This is a genomic window from Saccharopolyspora sp. 6M, assembly GCF_020176775.1.
Lineage (GTDB): Bacteria > Actinomycetota > Actinomycetes > Mycobacteriales > Pseudonocardiaceae > Saccharopolyspora_C > Saccharopolyspora_C gregorii.
This window is the reverse complement of sequence record NZ_JAIUJZ010000216.1, coordinates 1-18232: the sequence shown is the minus strand read 5'-3', so window position 1 is coordinate 18232 and position 18232 is coordinate 1. Positions and strand designations below refer to the sequence as shown.

The 18232-nt window shown below is 72.9% G+C and carries 19 protein-coding genes and 1 riboswitch; of the genes, 7 read left to right on the top strand and 12 right to left on the bottom strand.

The window, feature by feature from the left end; all coding sequences use genetic code 11:
- Nucleotides 1–131: 131 nt before the first annotated feature.
- Nucleotides 132–458 (bottom strand): FKBP-type peptidyl-prolyl cis-trans isomerase, encoded by a 327-nt coding sequence (locus tag LCD31_RS24590; RefSeq protein ID WP_224961765.1) that lies wholly within the window; start codon nucleotides 456–458, stop codon nucleotides 132–134.
- Between the two features lie 182 nt (nucleotides 459–640).
- Between LCD31_RS24590 and LCD31_RS24585 the strand changes: the two genes are divergently transcribed.
- Nucleotides 641–1273: a pyridoxamine 5'-phosphate oxidase family protein gene (locus LCD31_RS24585; RefSeq protein ID WP_224961763.1), complete on the top strand. Its 633-nt coding sequence runs from the start codon at nucleotides 641–643 to the stop codon at nucleotides 1271–1273.
- A 26-nt stretch (nucleotides 1274–1299) separates the two neighbouring features.
- Here the strand turns inward: LCD31_RS24585 and LCD31_RS24580 are convergent, their stop codons facing one another.
- The 4 genes from LCD31_RS24580 to LCD31_RS24565 all read right to left on the bottom strand — a co-directional run bounded on the left by LCD31_RS24580 (nucleotide 1300) and on the right by LCD31_RS24565 (nucleotide 5423).
- Nucleotides 1300–1773, bottom strand: a complete 474-nt coding sequence (locus LCD31_RS24580) for a VOC family protein (RefSeq protein ID WP_224961761.1) — start codon at nucleotides 1771–1773, stop codon at nucleotides 1300–1302.
- 221 nt (nucleotides 1774–1994) lie between these two features.
- Nucleotides 1995–2219 carry a YbdD/YjiX family protein gene (locus LCD31_RS24575; RefSeq protein ID WP_224961759.1) on the bottom strand — a complete coding sequence of 75 codons (225 nt, stop codon included), beginning with the start codon at nucleotides 2217–2219 and terminating at the stop codon, nucleotides 1995–1997.
- Complete coding sequence (locus tag LCD31_RS24570) at nucleotides 2216–4336, bottom strand: carbon starvation CstA family protein (RefSeq protein ID WP_224961757.1); 2121 nt, start codon at nucleotides 4334–4336, stop codon at nucleotides 2216–2218. Before LCD31_RS24570 ends, LCD31_RS24575 begins: the two co-directional genes overlap by 4 nt.
- A 265-nt stretch (nucleotides 4337–4601) precedes the next feature.
- Nucleotides 4602–5423, bottom strand: coding sequence for an LLM class F420-dependent oxidoreductase (locus LCD31_RS24565; protein WP_224961755.1), 822 nt, complete (start codon nucleotides 5421–5423; stop codon nucleotides 4602–4604).
- Between the two features lie 523 nt (nucleotides 5424–5946).
- Here LCD31_RS24565 and LCD31_RS24560 point away from each other — a divergent pair.
- Both LCD31_RS24560 and LCD31_RS24555 read left to right on the top strand, forming a co-directional pair.
- A complete protein-coding gene (locus LCD31_RS24560) occupies nucleotides 5947–6471 on the top strand; it encodes a SigE family RNA polymerase sigma factor (RefSeq protein ID WP_224961753.1) in 525 nt (174 codons plus the stop codon).
- Entirely contained in the window at nucleotides 6468–7493 is a 1026-nt protein-coding gene (locus LCD31_RS24555; RefSeq protein ID WP_224961751.1) for a hypothetical protein, read from the top strand. The genes LCD31_RS24560 and LCD31_RS24555 overlap by 4 nt, the downstream gene beginning before the upstream one ends.
- A 148-nt stretch (nucleotides 7494–7641) precedes the next feature.
- Here the strand turns inward: LCD31_RS24555 and LCD31_RS24550 are convergent, their stop codons facing one another.
- Nucleotides 7642–8910, bottom strand: coding sequence for a hypothetical protein (locus LCD31_RS24550; RefSeq protein ID WP_224961749.1), 1269 nt, complete (start codon nucleotides 8908–8910; stop codon nucleotides 7642–7644).
- A gap of 369 nt (nucleotides 8911–9279) precedes the next feature.
- Here LCD31_RS24550 and LCD31_RS24545 point away from each other — a divergent pair, with 369 nt between their 5' ends.
- Nucleotides 9280–9783, top strand: a complete 504-nt coding sequence (locus tag LCD31_RS24545) for a DUF3145 domain-containing protein (protein ID WP_224961748.1) — start codon at nucleotides 9280–9282, stop codon at nucleotides 9781–9783.
- 61 nt (nucleotides 9784–9844) lie between these two features.
- Nucleotides 9845–10432, top strand: a complete 588-nt coding sequence (locus tag LCD31_RS24540) for a hypothetical protein (RefSeq protein WP_224961746.1) — start codon at nucleotides 9845–9847, stop codon at nucleotides 10430–10432.
- A 78-nt stretch (nucleotides 10433–10510) separates the two neighbouring features.
- Here the strand turns inward: LCD31_RS24540 and LCD31_RS24535 are convergent, their stop codons facing one another.
- The 5 genes from LCD31_RS24535 to LCD31_RS24515 form a co-directional block, all read right to left on the bottom strand.
- Complete coding sequence (locus LCD31_RS24535; RefSeq protein WP_224961744.1) at nucleotides 10511–11758, bottom strand: beta-ketoacyl synthase; 1248 nt, start codon at nucleotides 11756–11758, stop codon at nucleotides 10511–10513.
- Entirely contained in the window at nucleotides 11755–11994 is a 240-nt protein-coding gene (locus LCD31_RS24530) for an acyl carrier protein (protein WP_373689974.1), read from the bottom strand. The genes LCD31_RS24535 and LCD31_RS24530 overlap by 4 nt, the downstream gene beginning before the upstream one ends.
- A gap of 71 nt (nucleotides 11995–12065) precedes the next feature.
- Nucleotides 12066–13046, bottom strand: a complete 981-nt coding sequence (locus tag LCD31_RS24525) for a beta-ketoacyl-ACP synthase III (RefSeq protein WP_224961742.1) — start codon at nucleotides 13044–13046, stop codon at nucleotides 12066–12068.
- Nucleotides 13043–14020, bottom strand: coding sequence for an ACP S-malonyltransferase (locus LCD31_RS24520; protein WP_255614751.1), 978 nt, complete (start codon nucleotides 14018–14020; stop codon nucleotides 13043–13045). Before LCD31_RS24520 ends, LCD31_RS24525 begins: the two co-directional genes overlap by 4 nt.
- A gap of 144 nt (nucleotides 14021–14164) precedes the next feature.
- On the bottom strand, nucleotides 14165–15367 hold the full coding sequence (locus LCD31_RS24515; protein WP_224961738.1) for a CdaR family transcriptional regulator: 1203 nt from the start codon (nucleotides 15365–15367) through the stop codon (nucleotides 14165–14167).
- Nucleotides 15368–15612: 245 nt separating this feature from the next.
- Here LCD31_RS24515 and LCD31_RS24510 point away from each other — a divergent pair, with 245 nt between their 5' ends.
- Nucleotides 15613–16560, top strand: a complete 948-nt coding sequence (locus LCD31_RS24510) for an N-acetylmuramoyl-L-alanine amidase (protein ID WP_224961736.1) — start codon at nucleotides 15613–15615, stop codon at nucleotides 16558–16560.
- A 210-nt stretch (nucleotides 16561–16770) separates the two neighbouring features.
- Here the strand turns inward: LCD31_RS24510 and LCD31_RS24505 are convergent, their stop codons facing one another.
- Nucleotides 16771–17007, bottom strand: a complete 237-nt coding sequence (locus LCD31_RS24505) for a DUF3263 domain-containing protein (RefSeq protein ID WP_224961734.1) — start codon at nucleotides 17005–17007, stop codon at nucleotides 16771–16773.
- Between the two features lie 194 nt (nucleotides 17008–17201).
- Nucleotides 17202–17346: riboswitch (FMN riboswitch) on the top strand.
- A 95-nt stretch (nucleotides 17347–17441) separates the two neighbouring features.
- Between LCD31_RS24505 and LCD31_RS24500 the strand changes: the two genes are divergently transcribed.
- Complete coding sequence (locus LCD31_RS24500) at nucleotides 17442–18080, top strand: nicotinamide mononucleotide transporter family protein (RefSeq protein ID WP_224961732.1); 639 nt, start codon at nucleotides 17442–17444, stop codon at nucleotides 18078–18080.
- The last annotated feature ends 152 nt before the right edge of the window (nucleotides 18081–18232 follow it).

Genomic DNA, 18232 nt, shown 5'->3' with positions numbered 1-18232 from the left:
AAGGGGGGGGCCCGGGCCCCGCCCCCCCCCCCCCCCCCACCCCCCGGTCTTTCCACCCTTTAAATTTCGGGGCGGGGGGGGCCCCCCCCCCCCGCCCCCCCCCCCGCGGGGCGGGGGGGCGGGCGGGTGGCTCACTTGACCTCGAGGAGCTCGACGTCGAAGTGCAGCGTGGAGTTCGGCGGGATGATCGGCGGGACGCCGCGCTCGCCGTAGGCCTGGGCGGGCGGGATCGTCAGGGTGCGGGTGCCGCCGACGCGCATGCCGACGACGCCGCTGTCCCAGCCCTCGATGACCTGGCCGGAACCCAGCACGAAGGTCAGGCCCTCGCCACGGTCGTGCGACGAGTCGAACTTCGAGCCGTCGCTGAGCGTGCCCGTGTAGTGCAGGGTCACGACGTGGCCGGGCTGGGCCTCGGTTCCCTCGCCGACATTGGTGTCCTCGACCTTGAGATCGCTCACAGCATCCTCCTCCGTTGTGGACCGTTCAGTCTGCCTCGGCGCGTGGTCCCGAGACCGCGCGGGGCTCGGGCGGAAAACCGCCGCCCGTTTCCCTTCGCGGCAAAGCGGATCTCCTTTCCGCGTGGCCGCGGACCCGGTCGCCCGAGACTCGGGTGAGGGTGGACCGGGTCGGAGGGAGCACGATGAGCCGGTACGCGCGCCTGGCGTTCACCGCGGCGGTGCGCGCCATGCAGGTCGAGCAGGGCAGCCGTCCCGCGCACCGCGCCGAACTGGGCGCCGGTGTGGGGCTCGAACCGGATCCGCTGGGGGAGCGGGAGCGCGCGTTCATCGCCGCCCGCGACGGCTGCTACCTGGCTTCGGTGGGGGAGACCGGGTGGCCGTACGTGCAGTTCCGCGGTGGCCCGCCCGGCTTCGTGCACGTCCTCGACGACCGCACCCTCGGCTACGCGGACGTGCGCGGGAACCGGCAGTACATCACCGGTGGGAACCTGCGCGGCGATCCGCGGGTCGCGCTGTTCTTCATGGACTACGCGACGCGGACCCGGTTGAAGCTGTTCGGGCGGGCCTCGGTGCGCGGGCTCGACGAGGATCCGCGGCTCACCGCGCGGCTGGGCGCGCCGCGCGCCGGCGGCCGGGTCGAGCGGCTGGTGCTGATCGACGTCGAGGCGCACGACTGGAACTGCCCGAAGCACATCCCGCACCGCTACTCCGAGGCGGACCTGGCCCGCACGCACGCCCGCCTCGACGCGCTGGAAGCGGAGAACGCGGCCCTCCGCGCCCGCCTCACCGCCCGCGGCGAACCGCCTCCGAGGTGAGTGATCGGAACGGGTGCGCGGGCCGCTCACTCCGCGAGGTAGGCCCGGCGGAGCGGTTCGAGGTCGAGCTTGTGCATGGTGAGCATCTGCCGCATCACGCGATCGGCGCGGGCCGGGTCGGGGTCGTGCAGCATGTCGGTGAGCTCGCGGGGCGCGATCTGCCAGGACAGGCCGTACCGGTCCTTCACCCAGCCGCACGGTCCCTGCTCACCACCGGCGGTGAGCCGCGTCGTCATCCGGTCCACCTCGTCCTGCGAGGTGCAGTCGACGTGCAACGAGATGGCCTCGCTGAAGGTGAACTCGGGGCCGCCGTTGAGGCCGAGGAACTCCTGCCCGGCGAGCTCGAACGTCACGGTGAGCACGGTGCCCGCCGCACCGGGCCCGGCCTCGCCGTGGCGCAGGACCTCGGTGATCCGGGAGTCCGGGAAGATCGAGGTGTAGAACCGCGCGGCCTCTTCGGCCTGCCCGTCGAACCACAGGCACGTGGTGATCTTCTGCATGGCGTCCTCCAGCCGTCGGCTTGCATCCGACGGGGACGACGCTCCTCGGCCTGAGTGCCGCGCGCACCTCGGCGCCCGCTTTCCGGTCTCGCCCGGTAGATCCGCTCGTGCTCCGGCGGGGCCGCCGCGTGAGGAGGCCGAGCCGCTGAACAGCTCGCAAGCACCGCCGCAGCCGTCACCTCGCGAGGCCCGGCGGAACCTCCGCCCCCGAACAGCAGCGGTCAGCAGCAGCGCGAGCCGGGCTGGACGTCCCCGCGGTCCACGTGCCGCCGCCAGAACTCCCGCTCGCCCAGCGGCGGTGTGCCGGGGTGGTGCGCGCGGTGGTGCTCCAGGTAGCGCTCGTAGGCGGTTTCGCCGACGATGCCCCGGGCGATCTGCCAGGCCTCGCGGGCGGAGCGTCCCAGCCGGGACAGCCCCCCCCCCGCGGCGGCGGACCGGGGGCTCACGTCCCCGCGCCCACTTCCTGCCGGTCCTCCGGCTCCCGCCGTTCCCGCATGATCCGCCGCTCCTCGGCGGTGGGGACCAGCCCGGACGGCGCCCACAGCGCCGACTCGGTGTGCGGGGTCTCGGTGTCGGGCAGCGGTGCGGTGCTGCGCAGCGCCTTGATCCACACCCGGATCGCGTCGGCGAGCACCACCAGGATGAGCACGGCGAACAGCACGCTGAGCACGCCGCACACCGTGGAGTTGGTGACGACCTGCCGCATCTCGTCGACGGTGGCCGCCGAGCCCTTGCTGGTCTCCCCGGCGTCGATCGCGGCCTGGTAGGCACTGCGCTGCGCGAAGAAGCCGAGCTTCGGGTCCGCGGAGAACACCTTCTGCCAGCTGGCGGTCAGCGTCACCACGGCGTCCCAGGCCAGCGGCACGATCGTCACCCACGCGTACTTCGCCCGACCCGACTTGATCAGCACGGTGGTCGCGACGGCGAGGGCGACGGCCGCCAGCAGCTGGTTGGCGATGCCGAACAGCGGGAACAACTGGTTGATGCCGCCCAGCGGGTCGTTCACCCCGGTCCACAGGAAGTAGCCCCAGCCGCCGACGATGGCCGCGCTGGAGATCCAGATGCCGGGCTTCCAAGTGACGTCGCCGAAGCGCTTCCACACGTTGCCGACGGTGTCCTGGAGCATGAACCGCCCCACCCGGGTGCCCGCGTCGACGGTGGTGAGGATGAACAGCGCCTCGAACATGACCGCGAAGTGGTACCAGAACGCCCGCATCGCGTCCCCGCCGAGGACCTGCGAGAACACCTCGGAGAGGCCGAGGGCGAGGGTCGGGGCGCCGCCGCTGCGGCCCACCAGCGTCTCCTCGTCCACGGCGGCGGCCGCGGCGGCGAGCTGCTCGGGGCTGATGGAGAACCCGACCCCGGCGACCGCGTCGGACGCGGACTGCAGGGTGTCGCCGAGCGCCGCGCTGGGCATGTTCATCGCGTAGTACATGCCCGGGTCGATGATGCAGGCCGCGGCCAGCGCCATGATCGCCACGAACGACTCGGTGAGCATCCCGCCGTAGCCGATGACCCGGACCTGGGATTCCTTCTCGATCAGCTTCGGCGTGGTGCCGGAGGACACCAGCGCGTGGAACCCGGACAGCGCACCGCACGCGATCTGGATGAACACGAACGGGAACAGGGTGCCCGCGAACACCGGCCCCTGGCCGTTGAACGCGAACTCGGTGATCGCCTCGGTCTTCATCACCGGCATCGCGATGAGGATCGACACGGCCAGCATCACGATGACGCCGACCTTCATGAACGTGCTCAGGTAGTCCCGTGGCGCCAGCAGTATCCACACCGGCAGCACCGAGGCGATGAAGCCGTACACGACGAGCGCCAGCACCACTTCGTTGCCGGAGAGCGTGAACGTTCCGGCGAGCGCGGAGTCGGCGACCCAGCTGCCGCCGATGATGCTCAGCAGCAGCAGCGCGATCCCGATGATCGAGGTCTCGATGATCCGCCCCGGCCGCAGGAACCGCAAATAGATGCCCATGAACAGGGCGATCGGGATGGTCATGCCGATGGAGAACGTGCCCCACGGCGAGCCCTTCAGCGCACCGACCACGACCAGCGCCAGCACCGCCAGCAGGATGATCATGATGGCGAGCACGGCGATGAGCGCGGCGATGCCGCCCACCGGCCCGATCTCCTCCCGCGCCATCTGCCCGAGGCTGCGCCCGTCGCGGCGGGTGGAGAAGAACAGCACCACCATGTCCTGCACGGCGCCCGCGAACACGACGCCGACGATGATCCAGATGGTGCCGGGCAGGTAGCCCATCTGCGCGGCCAGCACCGGCCCCACCAGCGGTCCGGCGCCCGCGATCGCCGCGAAGTGGTGCCCGAACAGCACCCTGCGGTCGGTGGGCTGGAAGTCGGCCGCGTTGTTCAGCCGCTCCGCCGGGGTGGCGCGGGTGTCGTCGGTCCGCAGCACCCGGTAGGCGATGAACCGCGCGTAGAACCGGTACCCGATCGCGTAGGAGGCCAGCGCGGCGAACACCAGCCAGGCCGCGGAGATCTCCTCGCCGCGGCTGAGCGCGATGACGCCCCAGGCGATGGCCCCCACCACTGCCACCAGCGTCCACACGAGGACCTGCCGGGGACTCCACTTCCGTCGTGGTGACGCCTCGTCCGTCGGCGTCGTTGTCGTCGTGTTCGCCACCGTCCCCGGTCTCCGTTTCCGCGATCAAGCAGTTGTGCACGCAACATGCCTCGTTGATCGCACCGATCTGCAAAGCAGTCGCAAGGATCTGCCTGCGGTGTCCCCCATGTCCAGTGCAAGACCGGGAAGTAACCAGGATGTAAGGGGCGGCCGCCGGCACCGGCCGCCCCCGCGCGGCTCAGCCGTGCCGGGCCACCACGCCGGCGAGCAGGTCGAGCCGTTCCAACGTCGCGTCCCGCGGCTTCGTCGGCAGGTAGAACAGGACGCGGTCCACCCCGGCCGCCGCGTACTCCTCCAGCGGTGCGTCCTTCGGCGCGGCGTACAGCGACACCGGCACCCGCCACCCGGCGCGCTCGCGCACCTTCTCGACCAGTTCGCCCAGGTTCTCGGTGCCCGCCCGGGGCAGCCAGCCGCCGCCGTACTCGGCGACGCGGGCGAAGGAGCGCTCGCTCTCACCGCCGATGTAGATCGGCGGGTGCGGGCTCTGCACCGGCTTCGGCCACGAGTACACCGGGTCGAAGTCGACGTGCTCCCCGTGGAACTCGGCGAGCTCGTTGGTCCAGATCTCGCGCATCGCCCGGATCCGCTCGTCCATCAGCGCGCCGCGCCTGCCCGGATCCGTGCCGTGGTTGCGCATCTCGTCGCGGTTCCAGCCCGCGCCGATGCCGAACACCACCCGCCCACCCGAGACGAGGTCCAGGCTGGCGACCTCCTTCGCCGTGGTGATCGGGTCGCGCTGCACCATCAGCGCGATCCCGGTGCCCAGCACCAGCTTCTCCGTCACGGCCGCGGCCGCGGTGAGGCTCACGAACGGGTCCAGGGTGCGGTAGTAGATGCGGGGCAGGTCGCCTCCGCCCGGGTAGGGCGTCTCGCGGCTCGCGGGGATGTGGGTGTGCTCGGCGAGGAACATCGCGTCGAACCCGCGTTCCTCCAGAGCACGACCCAGTTCCGCGGGCCCGATGCCTTCGTCGGTGTTGAACGTCGAGATGCCGAACTTCATGTCGGTTCAGGCGGCCGGGAGGCCGCCTATCCTCCCATCGCATGCCGAACGCGGAACAGATCCCGTGTCGCCGCCGACGGTAGTCGAACGCGCACCCGGCGGCATCGGCTGCCAAACGGGCGAGTGAGCGCGGCGTTGATCGGCTGACCAGCGGTTACACCATCAGGACGATCTTGGATGTGTCGATTCCCACTCGTCGCCGCGTCCGGCTGGAGCCAGGTCGCGACCACCTCCGTCCGCTGTGGACCGAACCGTCGGCCGGATGCGGCGAACCCCGACGCGGCGGTGGCCCCGCAGGCCGCGCGGCCGGCGCGGACCGGCCTCCGCTGGTCCTGCGCGGTACCGGGACCGGCCGTCGCGTCCGAGGCCGACGATCACTCCGCGAGGCCGTTCGTGGCGGACGGTAAGCTGCGCCTCTCCGCCGGTCGGAGCCAACGGTGGAAATCCGGTCCGCGTCGGCTGCCAACCGCGAAGGGGGTCTCGGGCGTCGTGCAGAGATGTGACGGTTTCGATCGCATTGCCCGTGACCGCCTGGCCGGGCGACGGGCTGGCGGCCATGGATGAACTGACGACCAAACTCACCGAGCTCTACCAGGACAACTACCGGCAACTGCTGCGCATAGCCGTGCTGCTCGTCGATGATCGCGCCTCCGCGGAGGACATCGTGCAGGACGCCTACGTGCGGGTGTTCGACTCCAGGGCGCGGCTGCGCGATCCGGAGAAGGCGCTGGCGTTCCTGCGGCAGGCGGTGCTCAACCGGGCCCGGTCGGTGCTGCGGCGCCGGATGGTCGCCAAGCGGTACCAACCTCGGATCGCCACCGAGGACTCGCGTCCGGACGACACCGGGCGCGGACTGGACCGGGCGGTGCTCGCCGACGCGCTCACCCAGCTGCCGCGCAGGCAGCGGGAAGCGGTGGTGCTGCGCTACTACGCCGACTTCAGCGAAGCGCGCACCGCGCAGCTGATGGGCGTGAGCCAGGGTGCGGTGAAGTCGTACTGCTCGCGGGGAGTGGCACGGCTGTCGGATCTGCTGCGGGAGCGGGTGTGAGGGATCCAAACGACACGCAGGACGTCGACGAGCTGCGCAGCGCGCTGCACGCCATCGTCGACGACGTCGAGCCGCGCGGGGACACCCTGCCCAGGCTGCTGGCCGCCCGGCAGCGCCGGTCCCGCAGGCCCTCGCGGCGCCCGCTGATCGCCGCGGGCGGGATCGCGGTCGCCGCGAGCGCCGCGTTCCTGGTGGTCCTCGCGGTCGTGCCCACCGGCCCGCGGGCGCCGGAACCGGTCAGCATCGCCCCGAACAGCTACGTCGCCGCGCCCGCCACGTCGCTCGCCTCGTTCGACGTGCTCACCGGGAAGCGCAACGACGTGCTCGCCGACCTGCCCGCGCCGGTGCGCGGATCGCTGGCCGCCGACGGGAACCGCGTGTACGCGACCGTCCCGGCCGACGGCGGCAGCGACATCGTCGTGCTCGGCCCGGACCGCATCGTGCGCCCGGTGGCGCACCGCACCGGCAGCGGCACCGCACTGGCAGCGGGCGACGGGCTGTTCGCCTACTCCGACGACGACGAGATCGTCGTCGACGGAGCCGGTCCGGCGCGCCGGATACCCGTTCCGGCCGGGCAGCAGGTGCACGACCTGGCGGTCGGCGGTGGTGGGCGGCTCGCGGTGCTCACCTCCGACTCCGCGATCCACGTGGTGGCACCCGGCGCCGGCGAACTGGGGGCGCCGGTGCCGCAGCCCGCCGGGACCTGCGGGCCGCGCGCGCTCGCCTGGGCCGAGCGGGACCTCGCGGTGCTCGCCGCCACCGACTGCGGCGGTGCGGAGCGGCTGCGGATCGCCACGCTCGACGCGGACAGCGGCCGGGCGATCGGCGGCGGTGTTCCGTTCGGCACCGGGGGCGACGTCCCCGCCGAGCAGGTGCAGCTGTCGGTGGACCGCGTCGGCCGGTACCTCGTGTCCGCCGGCGACGGCAGGCAGTGGCTCATCGACGGCACCGACGTGCGCCCGGTCGCACCGGCCTGCTCGGACGACGGGTGCGCCACCGCTCCCGCCACCTTCTGGGGTTGAACCGCCGCACCCGTCGTGCTCGGCCGGTGCGGCGGAACCGCCGGCTGCTCCCGCCGCGGAGAGGACGTCCTCCGCGCGAGGGAGCAGCCGAGGACGCCCGGGCGGCCCGCGCGTGGATTCGCTCATCGGCGGGCGGAACAGGTGGCCGCTACGCCGGGGCGCGCAGGCGGAGGCCCCGTTCGGCGAGGGCGCGCAGCGCGACGTCGTCCGGATCCGACCGGCCCTCGGCCCACGCGGCCTGCACCGCCCGCAGCCGCCCGCCGGTCTGCTGCACCGCCGCCGCGGCGTCCGCGAACTCCGGCGAGCTCGGCATCCCCGGCTCCGCGCCCGAGTCGGCGATGCCGCCGGAACCGGGCGTGTTCAGCAGCTCCCGCAGGTTCCGCGCCGGGGTCGCCGACCCCAGGTCCACCACCGCGACCGACACGACCGCCGTGCGGCCCGCCGTCTCCCCGTCGAAGACCTGCCGGGACAGCCCCTCGCACGGGTGCCGCTGGAACCAGGCCCGCACGTCCCCGAACGCGGCCTCGGTGCAGTCCCCGCCCTGCTCGGCGCTGGTCCGGGTGAACGCGACGCCGTCCACCCGCTGCGCCGCGACCTCCCGAGCCCCCTCCGAACCACCGGCCAGCAGCAGCGCGGACACCGCACCGGCCAGCACCACCGCCACCGCGCCCAGCACCAGCAGCTTCGCGCGGCGCGGCACCGCGGCGAGCCGCTCCCGCAGGCCGTCCGGGCGCGCGGGCGGGCCGGGCGCCGGCTCGTCCGCCACCTTCGGGATGAGCAGCGTGCTCGCCACGGCGAGGTCGGGCGCCACCGAATCCGGGAAGCCCTCCTCGGTCAGCTCCGCCACCGAGATCCGGCGCGTGCGCTCGTCGAGGACGCCCAGCACCTTCCGAGCAGCCTCCACCCCGCACGCCCGCTCGTAGGTGGCGAGCTCGCGGGCCGCCGCGAGCATGCTCGTCGTGGACGGGTACAGCACCCGCACCCCGCGGTGCAGATCGCTCGTCGGCTGGATGATCCGCTCCGCGTAGGGACCGACGGCGATGATCGCGGCCACCGGCAGCGGTTCCGCGCCCCGGGACTGCAGCGCGCGGGCCAGCGCGGCGGCCGACTCCAGCGCGTCCAGCGCGGGGTTCATCGCCGAGTCCTGGCGCAGCAGCGGCCAGCCGTCCACCGTCCACGGCGTCTGCACCGGGGCCTCCAGCGAGAGCACCGACCCCGGCAGGTCCACGCCGACGACCACCACGATGCCGCGGGGCAGCACCAGCACCGCGTCCAGCGCCCGCGGCGCCCCCGGCGGCCGCACGCCGCACACCGCGACCCCGCCGTACACGCCGCTGCCCGGCCCCCAGGCCGTCACGGCCGCCCGGATGTCCGCGCCGATCTCGGTCGGCTCCTCGCCGAGCCGCACCACTCGCATGCTCGTCTCCCGTCCCCGAAGCTCGGGCCGGCCTGCCGCCGCCGGGCCCGGGTCGGCATTCTCGCCTACTCCGCGTACTCCCCCGTTCGAGTGGTATCGGCCACTCGTCCGCACCTGCTCCGTTGCGCCGTTCGGGGCGCCCGCTGCGTCGCGCGGGTGCGCCCGGAACTGCGACGACCCCGCGCCGGGTGGGCCGGGGAGCTCCGGCGAACCGTAGTCGAACCGCGCGACCCGTACGGGGAGTTCACCCACTTCATGTGGCGGTCGCGGTCGAGGCCCGTGCAGAATGACGCCGATCACCCGTGATCGGATCGCCGCAGGACGAGGTCGTAGGGGAAGACGTCCCTCGTCGAACAGCGGAGGTCAGCAGTGAGCACCCGTGGCAGCACAAGTGGCGTGATCTACGTCCACTCGTCGCCGTCTGCGGTCTGTCCGCACATCGAGTGGGCCGTTGCCGGCGCACTCGGCACGCGGGCGGAACTCCGCTGGACGGCGCAACCCGCGGCGCCTGGGCAGTTGCGCGCCGAACTCACCTGGACCGGCGAACCCGGTACCGGATCCAAGCTCGTCACCGCGCTGCGCGCGTGGCCGATGCTGCGCTTCGAGATCACCGAGGACCCCAGCCCGGGGATCGACGGGCAGCGCTTCTGCCACGTGCCCGGGCTCGGCCTGTGGAACGCGCGCACCAGCGCCAACGGCGACATCGTCGTCAGCGAGGACCAGTTGCGCACGCTCGCCGCCAACAGCCGCGGCTCCGAATCGTTCACCCACCGCGTCGACCAGCTGCTCGGCGCCGCCTGGGACGCGGAGCTGGAGCTGTTCCGCCACGCGGGCGACGGCGCACCGGTCAGCTGGCTGCACCGGGTGGGCTGACCGAGGTCCGGTCCGCGCCCGGTGCGGTCGCGGGACGTGCGGCTGTGGGAAGCTGATCGGCGTGCAGTCGTATTCTCCGGCCGGTCGTTCGCAGCACTCCTGGTGGAAGTGGGGGGTGCCGATCGCCGCGCTCGTGCTGATCGCGGCGGGCGTCGGCGGGGTCGCGGCGCAGCAGTACTACCCCGACTCGGTGCTCGCGGGCATCGACCCGGGCGTGCCGGGGCAGCCGGAGAGCTCCGAGTACGCCAACATCGAGTTCACCCCGGACGCGGAGGCGCACCCGGACCACGCGGACATCCGCTGGACCCTCCAGATGCACTTCAACGCGATCAACACGCGCCGCTACGAGACCTGGAAGACCACGGTCGTCGCGGCCAAGCAGCAGCAGCTGCCCGAGGACAAGTGGCAGCGCGAGTACGCCACCACGCGCGACGCCGCCATCAAGGTGCACCGGATCGAACCGGGCCCGGACGACTCGGTGCGCGTCCTGATGACCTTCGTCAGCACCCAGGACCCGAAGGACGCCCCCGCCGGGATGCAGTCGGCGTGCCTGCGGTGGCGCGTGGTCTACCCGATGGTCGTGGACGGCGGCGGGTTCCGGCTCGACACCAACAGCCTGCCGGGCAGCGCGCTCGCCGTGCCCTGCTGACGGCAGCCGCACGACGAGGAGCGCCCCGCCCTCCGGTTCGCACCGGGAGGCGGGGCGCTCGCGCGAGCGGCCGGGACATCAGGCCTTGGTGAAGGCCAATGCCACGTTGTGCCCGCCGAAACCGAAGGAGTTGTTCACCGCGGCCGACACCTCGACGTGCCGCGGCTTGTCCGTCACCACGTCCAGCTCCACCTTCGGGTCGAGCTCGTCGAGGTTGCGGGTGGGCGGGATCTGCCCGTGGTAGATCGACAGCAGCGTCACGATGCTCTCGACCGCACCGGCGCCGCCCACGAGGTGCCCGAGCGCGCTCTTCGGCGCGGTCAGCGCGACCCCGTCGCCGAACGCCTTGCGGATCGCCGCCGCCTCGCCCACGTCACCGACCACGGTGGAGGTCGCGTGCGCGTTGACGTGCTCGACGTCGGAGGTGGACAGGCCCGCGGTGCGCACGGCCTGCGTCATCGCGTTGACCTGGCCGACGCCGTCCGGGTGGCTGCCGGTGATGTGGTAGGCGTCGGAGGTGATGCCCACCCCGCCCAGCCGGCCGTAGATCCGCGCTCCGCGCGCCTTGGCGTGCTCGGCGCTCTCCAGGATCACCACGCCGGCGCCTTCGCCGAGGACGAAGCCGTCCCGGCCCGTGTCGAACGGGCGCGAGGCCAGCTCGGGCTCGTCGTTGCGGGTGCTCAGCGTCCGGGCCTGGCAGAACCCGGCCACGGTGATCTGGTGGATGCAGGACTCGGCGCCACCGGCCACGACCACGTCGGCCTGCCCGGAGCGGATCATGTCCCACCCGCGCGCCAGCCCCTCCGCACCGGAGGCGCAGGCGGAGGCGGGGGAGTGCACCCCGGCTCGCGCGCGCAGGTCGATGCCGACGTGCGCCGCGGGCCCGTTGGGCATGAGCATCGGCACGGTCAGCGGCGAGATCTTGCGCAGCCCGTGCTGCTCCAGCAGGTCGTCCTGGTCGAGCAGCGTCACCGGACCGCCGATCCCGGTGCCGAGCGCGACACCGAGCCGATCCGGATCCACCGACTGGTGCTCGTCGGTGGGCATGTCGTAACCGGCGTCGCTCCAGGCCTGGCGGGCCGCGATGATCGCGATCGCCTGGCAGCGGTCCAGCCGGCGCAGCTGCACGCGGGGCAGCACCTCGGCGGGCTCCACGACCAGCGGAGCGCCGATCTTGGCGGGCAGGTCGTACTTGTCGACCCATTCCGCCGTCAGCCTGCGCACCCCGCTGCGACCGGTCAGCAGACCGTCCCAGGTGGACGCGACGTCACCACCGAGTGGTGTCGTCGCGCCCATCCCGGTGATGACGACGTCGGTCGCCGTCATGCGTTCTTGGTGATGTAGTCCACCGCATCACCCACGGTCTTGAGGTTCGCCAGCTCGTCGTCGGGGATCTTGACGCCGAACTTGTCCTCCGCCTGCACGGCGATCTCGACCATCGACAGCGAGTCGATGTCGAGGTCGTCGACGAAGGACTTCTCGACGGTGACCTCGTCGGCGTCCACACCCGCGACCTCTTCGACGATGCCGGCGAGACCCTGCGCGATTTCCTCGTTCGCCACGATGGTTCCTTTCGTTGTTGCGGTGGTCACCGCGGACGTGCCCGCGGCGGTTCCGGTGAGCGCGGACGCGCTCAGGGGCAGATCACGACCTGGCCGGCGTAGGACAATCCCGCCCCGAAACCGACCAGGAGCAGCACATCGCCGCTGGAGAGCTCGCCCGCCGACCGCATGTGGTCGATCGCGAGCGGGATCGACGCGGCCGAGGTGTTGCCCGAGTAGACGATGTCACGCGCGACCACCAGGTCGTCGCGGGCACCCTGGCTCTGCAGCTTCTTGGCGATGCCCTCGACGATCCGCAGGTTCGCCTGGTGCGCGACCAGGGCGTCCACATCGGACAGCTCCAGGCCCGCGAGCTCCACGGCCCGCATCGCCACCGGCGCGATCTGGGTGGTCGCCCAGCGGAAGACCGACTGGCCCTCCTGGTAGATGTACTTGCCGTCGCGCAGGTAGATCGTGTCGACCAGGTCACCCGCGCTGCCCAGCGCGGCCGGGGCGATGCCCGGCTCGTCGGCCGGTCCCACGACCGCCGCACCCGCGCCGTCGGCGAAGATGATGCAGTTCGCCCGGTCCTCCCAGTCGATCCACTCCTGGAACCGCTCCGCGCCGATCACCAGCACCCGGCGGGCCGAACCGGCCAGCACCATGTCCGATGCGGTGTTGAGCGCGTAGCAGAACCCGGCGCAGGCGGCGTTGAGGTCGAACGCGCCGGAGGCCTTGATGCCGATCTTGTCGGCGACCTGCGCGGCCGCGTTGGGGATCCCGCCCGGCATCGTGCAGGTCGCGATGATCACCTGGTCGACGTCGGCCGGAGTCAGGCCCGCGTCGGCGATCGCCTTCGAACCGGCCTCCACGGCCATCGAGACCACGGTCTGGTCCTCGTCGCCGAGGCGGCGGTGCACGATGCCGACGCGCTGCTGGATCCACTCGTCGTTCGTGTCGACGATCTCGGCCAGGTCGTGGTTGGTCACGACCCGGTTGCCCTGGGTGCTACCGAAGCCGAGCAGCTTGGTCGCCGCCGGTCCGGTGGACTTGCGCAGGGTCGGTGTGCTCACGCATCGCTCCCAGAGGTGTTCGCGTCCTGGGCGGTCTCCTCGGAGTCCGCTGCCAGCAGGTCGGCGACCTTGTCGAGGTCTTCGGGCTTCTTCAGCGCCACGGTCTTGGTGCCCTTGAGCTCGCGGCGCACCAGGCCGGTCAGCGCACCGGCGGGCGGGAACTCGACCACCGCCGTCACCCCGCGCTCGGCGAGGGCGGTCATGCAGTGGTCCCAGCGCACCGGCCGGGTGATCTGCGCGACGAGCAGGCGCACGAACTCGTCGCCGGACTCGACGAACGAGCCGTCCGAGTTGGACAGCAGCGGGAACGCCGGGTCCTTCGCCGCCGCCTCCTGCGCCCGCGCGCCGAACGCGTCCTGCGCGGGAGCCATGAAGCGGGTGTGGAACGCCCCGGCCACGGCCAGCGGACGCACCTTCGTGCCCGGCAGCGGCTCCTCGGCCAGCGCCTCCAGCGCGGGCTTGCGGCCCGCCGCGACGATCTGGCCCGCACCGTTGCAGTTCGCCGGGTCCAGGCCCAGCGACTCCAGATGGGAGATCACGGCGTCCCGGTCCCCGCCCATCACCGCGGACATCGCGGTCGGTTCCAGGGCGCACGCCGCCGCCATCTCCCGGCCGCGCACCGCGGCCAGCGCGACCGCGTCGTCCGGGGAGAGCACGCCTGCGATCGCCGCCGCCGCCAGCTCGCCCACCGAATGACCAGCCACCGGGGTCTCCGCGGGCACGTCGAAGCGGGCGCGCAGCTGCTCGGCCGCCAGCAGGGACAGCGCCACCACCAGCGGCTGCGTGACCGCGGTGTCCTTGATCTCGTCCGCGTCGGCGGTGGTGCCCAACCGGACCAGGTCCAGGCCGGCGTGCTCCGACCAGGCCTCGACGCGCTCGCGGGCGCCGTCCGGTTCGAGCCACGGGGAGAGCATGCCGGGGGCCTGGGAGCCCTGTCCGGGAGCGAGGAGCGCGATCACCCTGCTACTACACATGGCCGACCGAGATCGGCGTGATGCCGGTACGGACGAAGTCCGAGGCACAATCTTGTGGAGTGTCTACAAGGACAACGACGATTCGGGCATCACGCACCGTGATTCGTTGTCGCTCGTGCCGGTCCGGTGCCGACACGGGACCGATCACCACAGGCCGCGGGCCCGCGCCAGCCGGCCCACGGACAACGCTACCCGCAGCACCAGGGCGTCCCGCGCGTTCGCCGGGGTGCGGCCGGTCAGCTCGGCGACCCGGCGCAGCCGGTACCGCACCGTGTTCGGGTGCACGTACAGCTGCCGGGCGCAGTTCTCCAGCACCCCGCCCAGCTCCAGGTAGGTGTCCACCGTCTCCAGCAGCGCACCGCCCGCGTCCACCAGCGGCAGCACGATTCCCTCGACCAGCTGGCGCTCCGCCTCCGGATCACCGGCCAGCGCGCGCTCCGGGAGCAGGTCCTCCGCCAGCACCGGGCGCGGCGCCGTCGGCCAGGCCACCACCGCCCGCAGGCCGGACATCGCGTCCGCCGCCGAGCGGTGCGCCTCGGACAGGCTCGCCACCGTCGGGCCGACCACCACGGGGCCGCTGTCGAAGGCCTCCGCCAGCTTGTCCGCCGCCGCCGGCGCGCCGTGGTCGTCGGACGGGCCGCCGAACACCACCACCAAGCGGGTGCCCTGCACGCCGAGCAGCACCGGACGTCCGGCGCGGGCCGCGCTCCGGCGCACCTGGTAGATGATCGTCGGCGGGTCGTCGGAGGGGGCCGTGCCGACCAGCACCGTCGCCTCCGAACCCGGCTCCCAGCCGAGGGCGGCGGCCCGCGACAGCAGCGACTCCTCGGGGTCGCCGCGCACGATGCCGTCCACGACGAGCGCCTCCAGCCGCGCGTCCCACGCACCGCGCGCCTCGGCCGCCGCCGCGTACGAGGTGGCCGCCGCGAACGCGATCTCCCGCGTGTAGCGCAGGATCGACTCGGTGAGCGCGGTGCGCTCCGCCTCCTGCTTGGCGAGCTCCGGCAACCGCTGCTCGAACACGTCGATCGCCGCGCGCACCAGGTCCAGCGTCTGCCGCAGGCTCACCCACCGCGACAGGTCCTTCGGAGCGGCGCGGAACGCCTCCGCCGTCAACCGGATGGCCTCCGTCGGATCCTGCATCCAGGCCACGAAGTTCGACACCCCGGTCTGCGTCACCAGCAGCACGCTCGCCCGCTGATCGGCGGGCAGCCTGCGGAACCACGGCAACCGCTGCTCCATGGCGCCGACGCTCGCCGTCGCCAGGTCACCGGAAGCCCGCTCCAGTGCGCGCAGGGTGGTCGAGGAAATGCGTTCGCCTTGTTCACCTGCGCCTTCGGAATGCATGCCGCCAGAATCGCACGCCCCCGCGACGCCCGGTGCCGGGCACCGCGTGCACCGCGGACCGGGCGACCAGGTAGGCGGGACCGGGGTCCGGCGCGGCGTCGCCCGCTCGCCACGCCCGGTTCGGCCCCCGGAAACCGGCAGCGCAGCGGCATTTCATCCGATCAGGCGTGGCCGGTGCGGCGCACCGCGGGACACGATGGGAGCAGGCGACGCGGCCACCGACGGCCGCCAGGGGAGTGATGGCGATGGCTCTGCCGCTGGTGTGGCTGGGAGACGTGCTGCGGGCGGCGGGGCTCACCGTCGTGGAGACGCCCGGATGGCTGGAACGCACCGCGAACTCGGGCGCGCAGCCCGAACCCGTCGGGGTGCTGGAGCACCACACCGCCACGGTCGCCTCCTACGAGGACCCGGCGCCGAGCCTGCAGCTCGTCGTCGACGGGCGGTCCGACCTGGCCGGGCCGCTGTGCCACGGGCTGATCGGCTTCGACGGCGTGGTGCACTTGATCTCCGCCGGGCGCGCCAACCACGCTGGGAAGGCGCGGGCCTCCGGGCCGGTGCCCGAAGGCGACGGCAACGTGCTCTACGTCGGTTTCGAATGGGACTACCAGGGCGTCGAGCAGGGGCCCAGCCCCGAGCAGTACGCCGCAGCGCTGACCGCGACCAGGGCCGTGCTCGACCACATCGGAGCACCTCCCGAGGCCGCGCGCGGGCACAAGGAGACCAGCGTGACCGGCAAGATCGACCCCGGCCACGTCGACCTGGACCGCTTCCGGGCCGAACTCGCCACGAGTGAACAGGAGAACGCCGACATGACGCCCGAACAGGACGCGATCCTGCGCCGCATCGAGAACGAGCTGCTGGGCCCGCGCGGGCCGGAAGGGCAGATCGCCGGCTGGAACACCGCGCTCGGACCGCGCACCCCGGTGGCGATGCTGGTGGACCTCGTCAACGGGCTGCTCGCCACGCAGACCCCAGCGCCGCAGCAGCAGGCCGCCCCGCAGCAGCAGGCGCCCGCCGTGCCGCAGCAGCAGGCTCCACCGGCTCCCGCGCAGACCGCGGGCGACGTCGAGTCGATCAAGGCCGCGTTCGCCGCGTTGTCACCGGCGCAGGCCGCGCCGCTGCTCGCGGACCTGGTGCGCATCCAGCAGGAGCGCCAGCTCACCCCGGAGCAGCAGGCCGCCGCGGACGCTTAGGCCACCGCTCGGCCGCACATCGCCTGGGTGGGGGCGGAACCGCACGGCTCGTCCTCGCGCGCGGTGGGTGCTTCGCCGGTTCCCGGGGGAGGGAGTCGCCGGAGTTCCCGAGACCGGGGTCTCCGGGAGAAAGCCGCCGCGGTCCTGCTGCCCGAGTTCCCCGCGCCCGGAGCCGAGGGGCGGGCCGTGGGCGGTCGAACTCGGCGGAGGTCAGCGCCGGGGGGCCGCCGCTCGACGATCGGAGCGTTCGGCCCGCATCCGCAATAATCGCTTCACCAGGACCGGCTGCTGGGCCAGCGCCTCCGGCTCGTCCAGCAACCGGTTGAGCCGCTGGTAGTAGCGCGTCGGCGAGAGGCCGAACCGCTCCTGGATGGCGCGGTCCTTGCTGCCCGGGTAGCGCCAGAACTCGCTCTCGAACGCCAGGATCGCCTGATCGACGTCGTTCACCCCGCCACCCCCTTCGCGTCGAGCGCTCGCCGCCCGGCCGATGAGATCCGTTCAACCGGAGATCGCCACTGTACCCCGCGACGCACGTTTGTTCGATCACTTGAGCGACGACTCACCCGTGGTGTGATCCGAGCCACCAGTTGGCGACGGAACAACTCCCGCGGTCGACGATGTTGGCAGGAGTACGAGAAGTCGTGCGCTCCGGGGCTCGGTGAGATTCCGAACCGGCGGTGACAGTCCGCGAACCGGCGCCTCCCGGCCGAACCCGGCCCGGGGAGCCCGGCCGATCCGGTGGAATTCCGGAACCGACGGTGACAGTCCGGATGGGAGGCGGCGCACGGGTACCTGACCGGAACCGGTCGCCGTCCGCGGCACCGGCGCCCGTCGCGTTCCCGACCATCCCCGGCGCCAGGACCGGCTGGGAGGAGTGGGTTGTGCGCGCTGCGGCGGAATGGTTGCTCGGCAATGGGATCACCGTGCTGGGCCAGCAGATCTCCTGGGCAGAGCTGGTGGGGCAGCTGTGCGCGCTCGCCGTGGTCTTCCTGGCGCAGCGCCGCACCTTGGCGACCTGGCCGGTGCAGGTGACGGCGACGGTGCTGCTGTTCGCGGTGTACGCGTCGGCGCAGCTCGGCGGGCTGGCCGTCCGGCAGATCGTGATCCTGCTGATCTCGGTGTACGGCTGGTGGGCGTGGAACCGCCGCAGCGACCCGGTGTACGGGGTGGCGGTGCGCAAGGGGACCGCGCGCGAGCGGCTGGTGCTGCTGGGCGTGCTGGCGGCGGCCACCACCGGGTTCGCGCTGCTGCTGACGGCGCTGGACGCCTCCTGGGCGCCGTGGCCGGACGCCTGGATCTTCGTCGGTACCGCGGTCGCGTTCTGGGCGCAGGGCCGCGGTCTGGTCGAGTTCTGGCTGGTGTGGCTGGCCGTGGACGCGGTCGGGGTGCCGTTGCAGCTGGCGTCCGGGCTGCACTTCAGCGCCGCGATCTACGTGGTGTTCGCCGCGCTGGTGGTGCACGGCTGGTGGAGCTGGAACCGCACCGCCAAGTCGCAGCAGCTGGCCCCGACCCGGGTCTGAACGGCGGGGGGGGCCGGGCCCCCCCCGGGGGGCCCGGGGGCCCCCGCCCGGGGGGGGGGGGGGGGCCCGGGCCCCCCCTGCGCGTTGCCGGAGCCGCTCCGCGGCGGGCTTCCGCGGCGGTTCCGCGATCCGGTTCGGCCGCGGAACCCGGC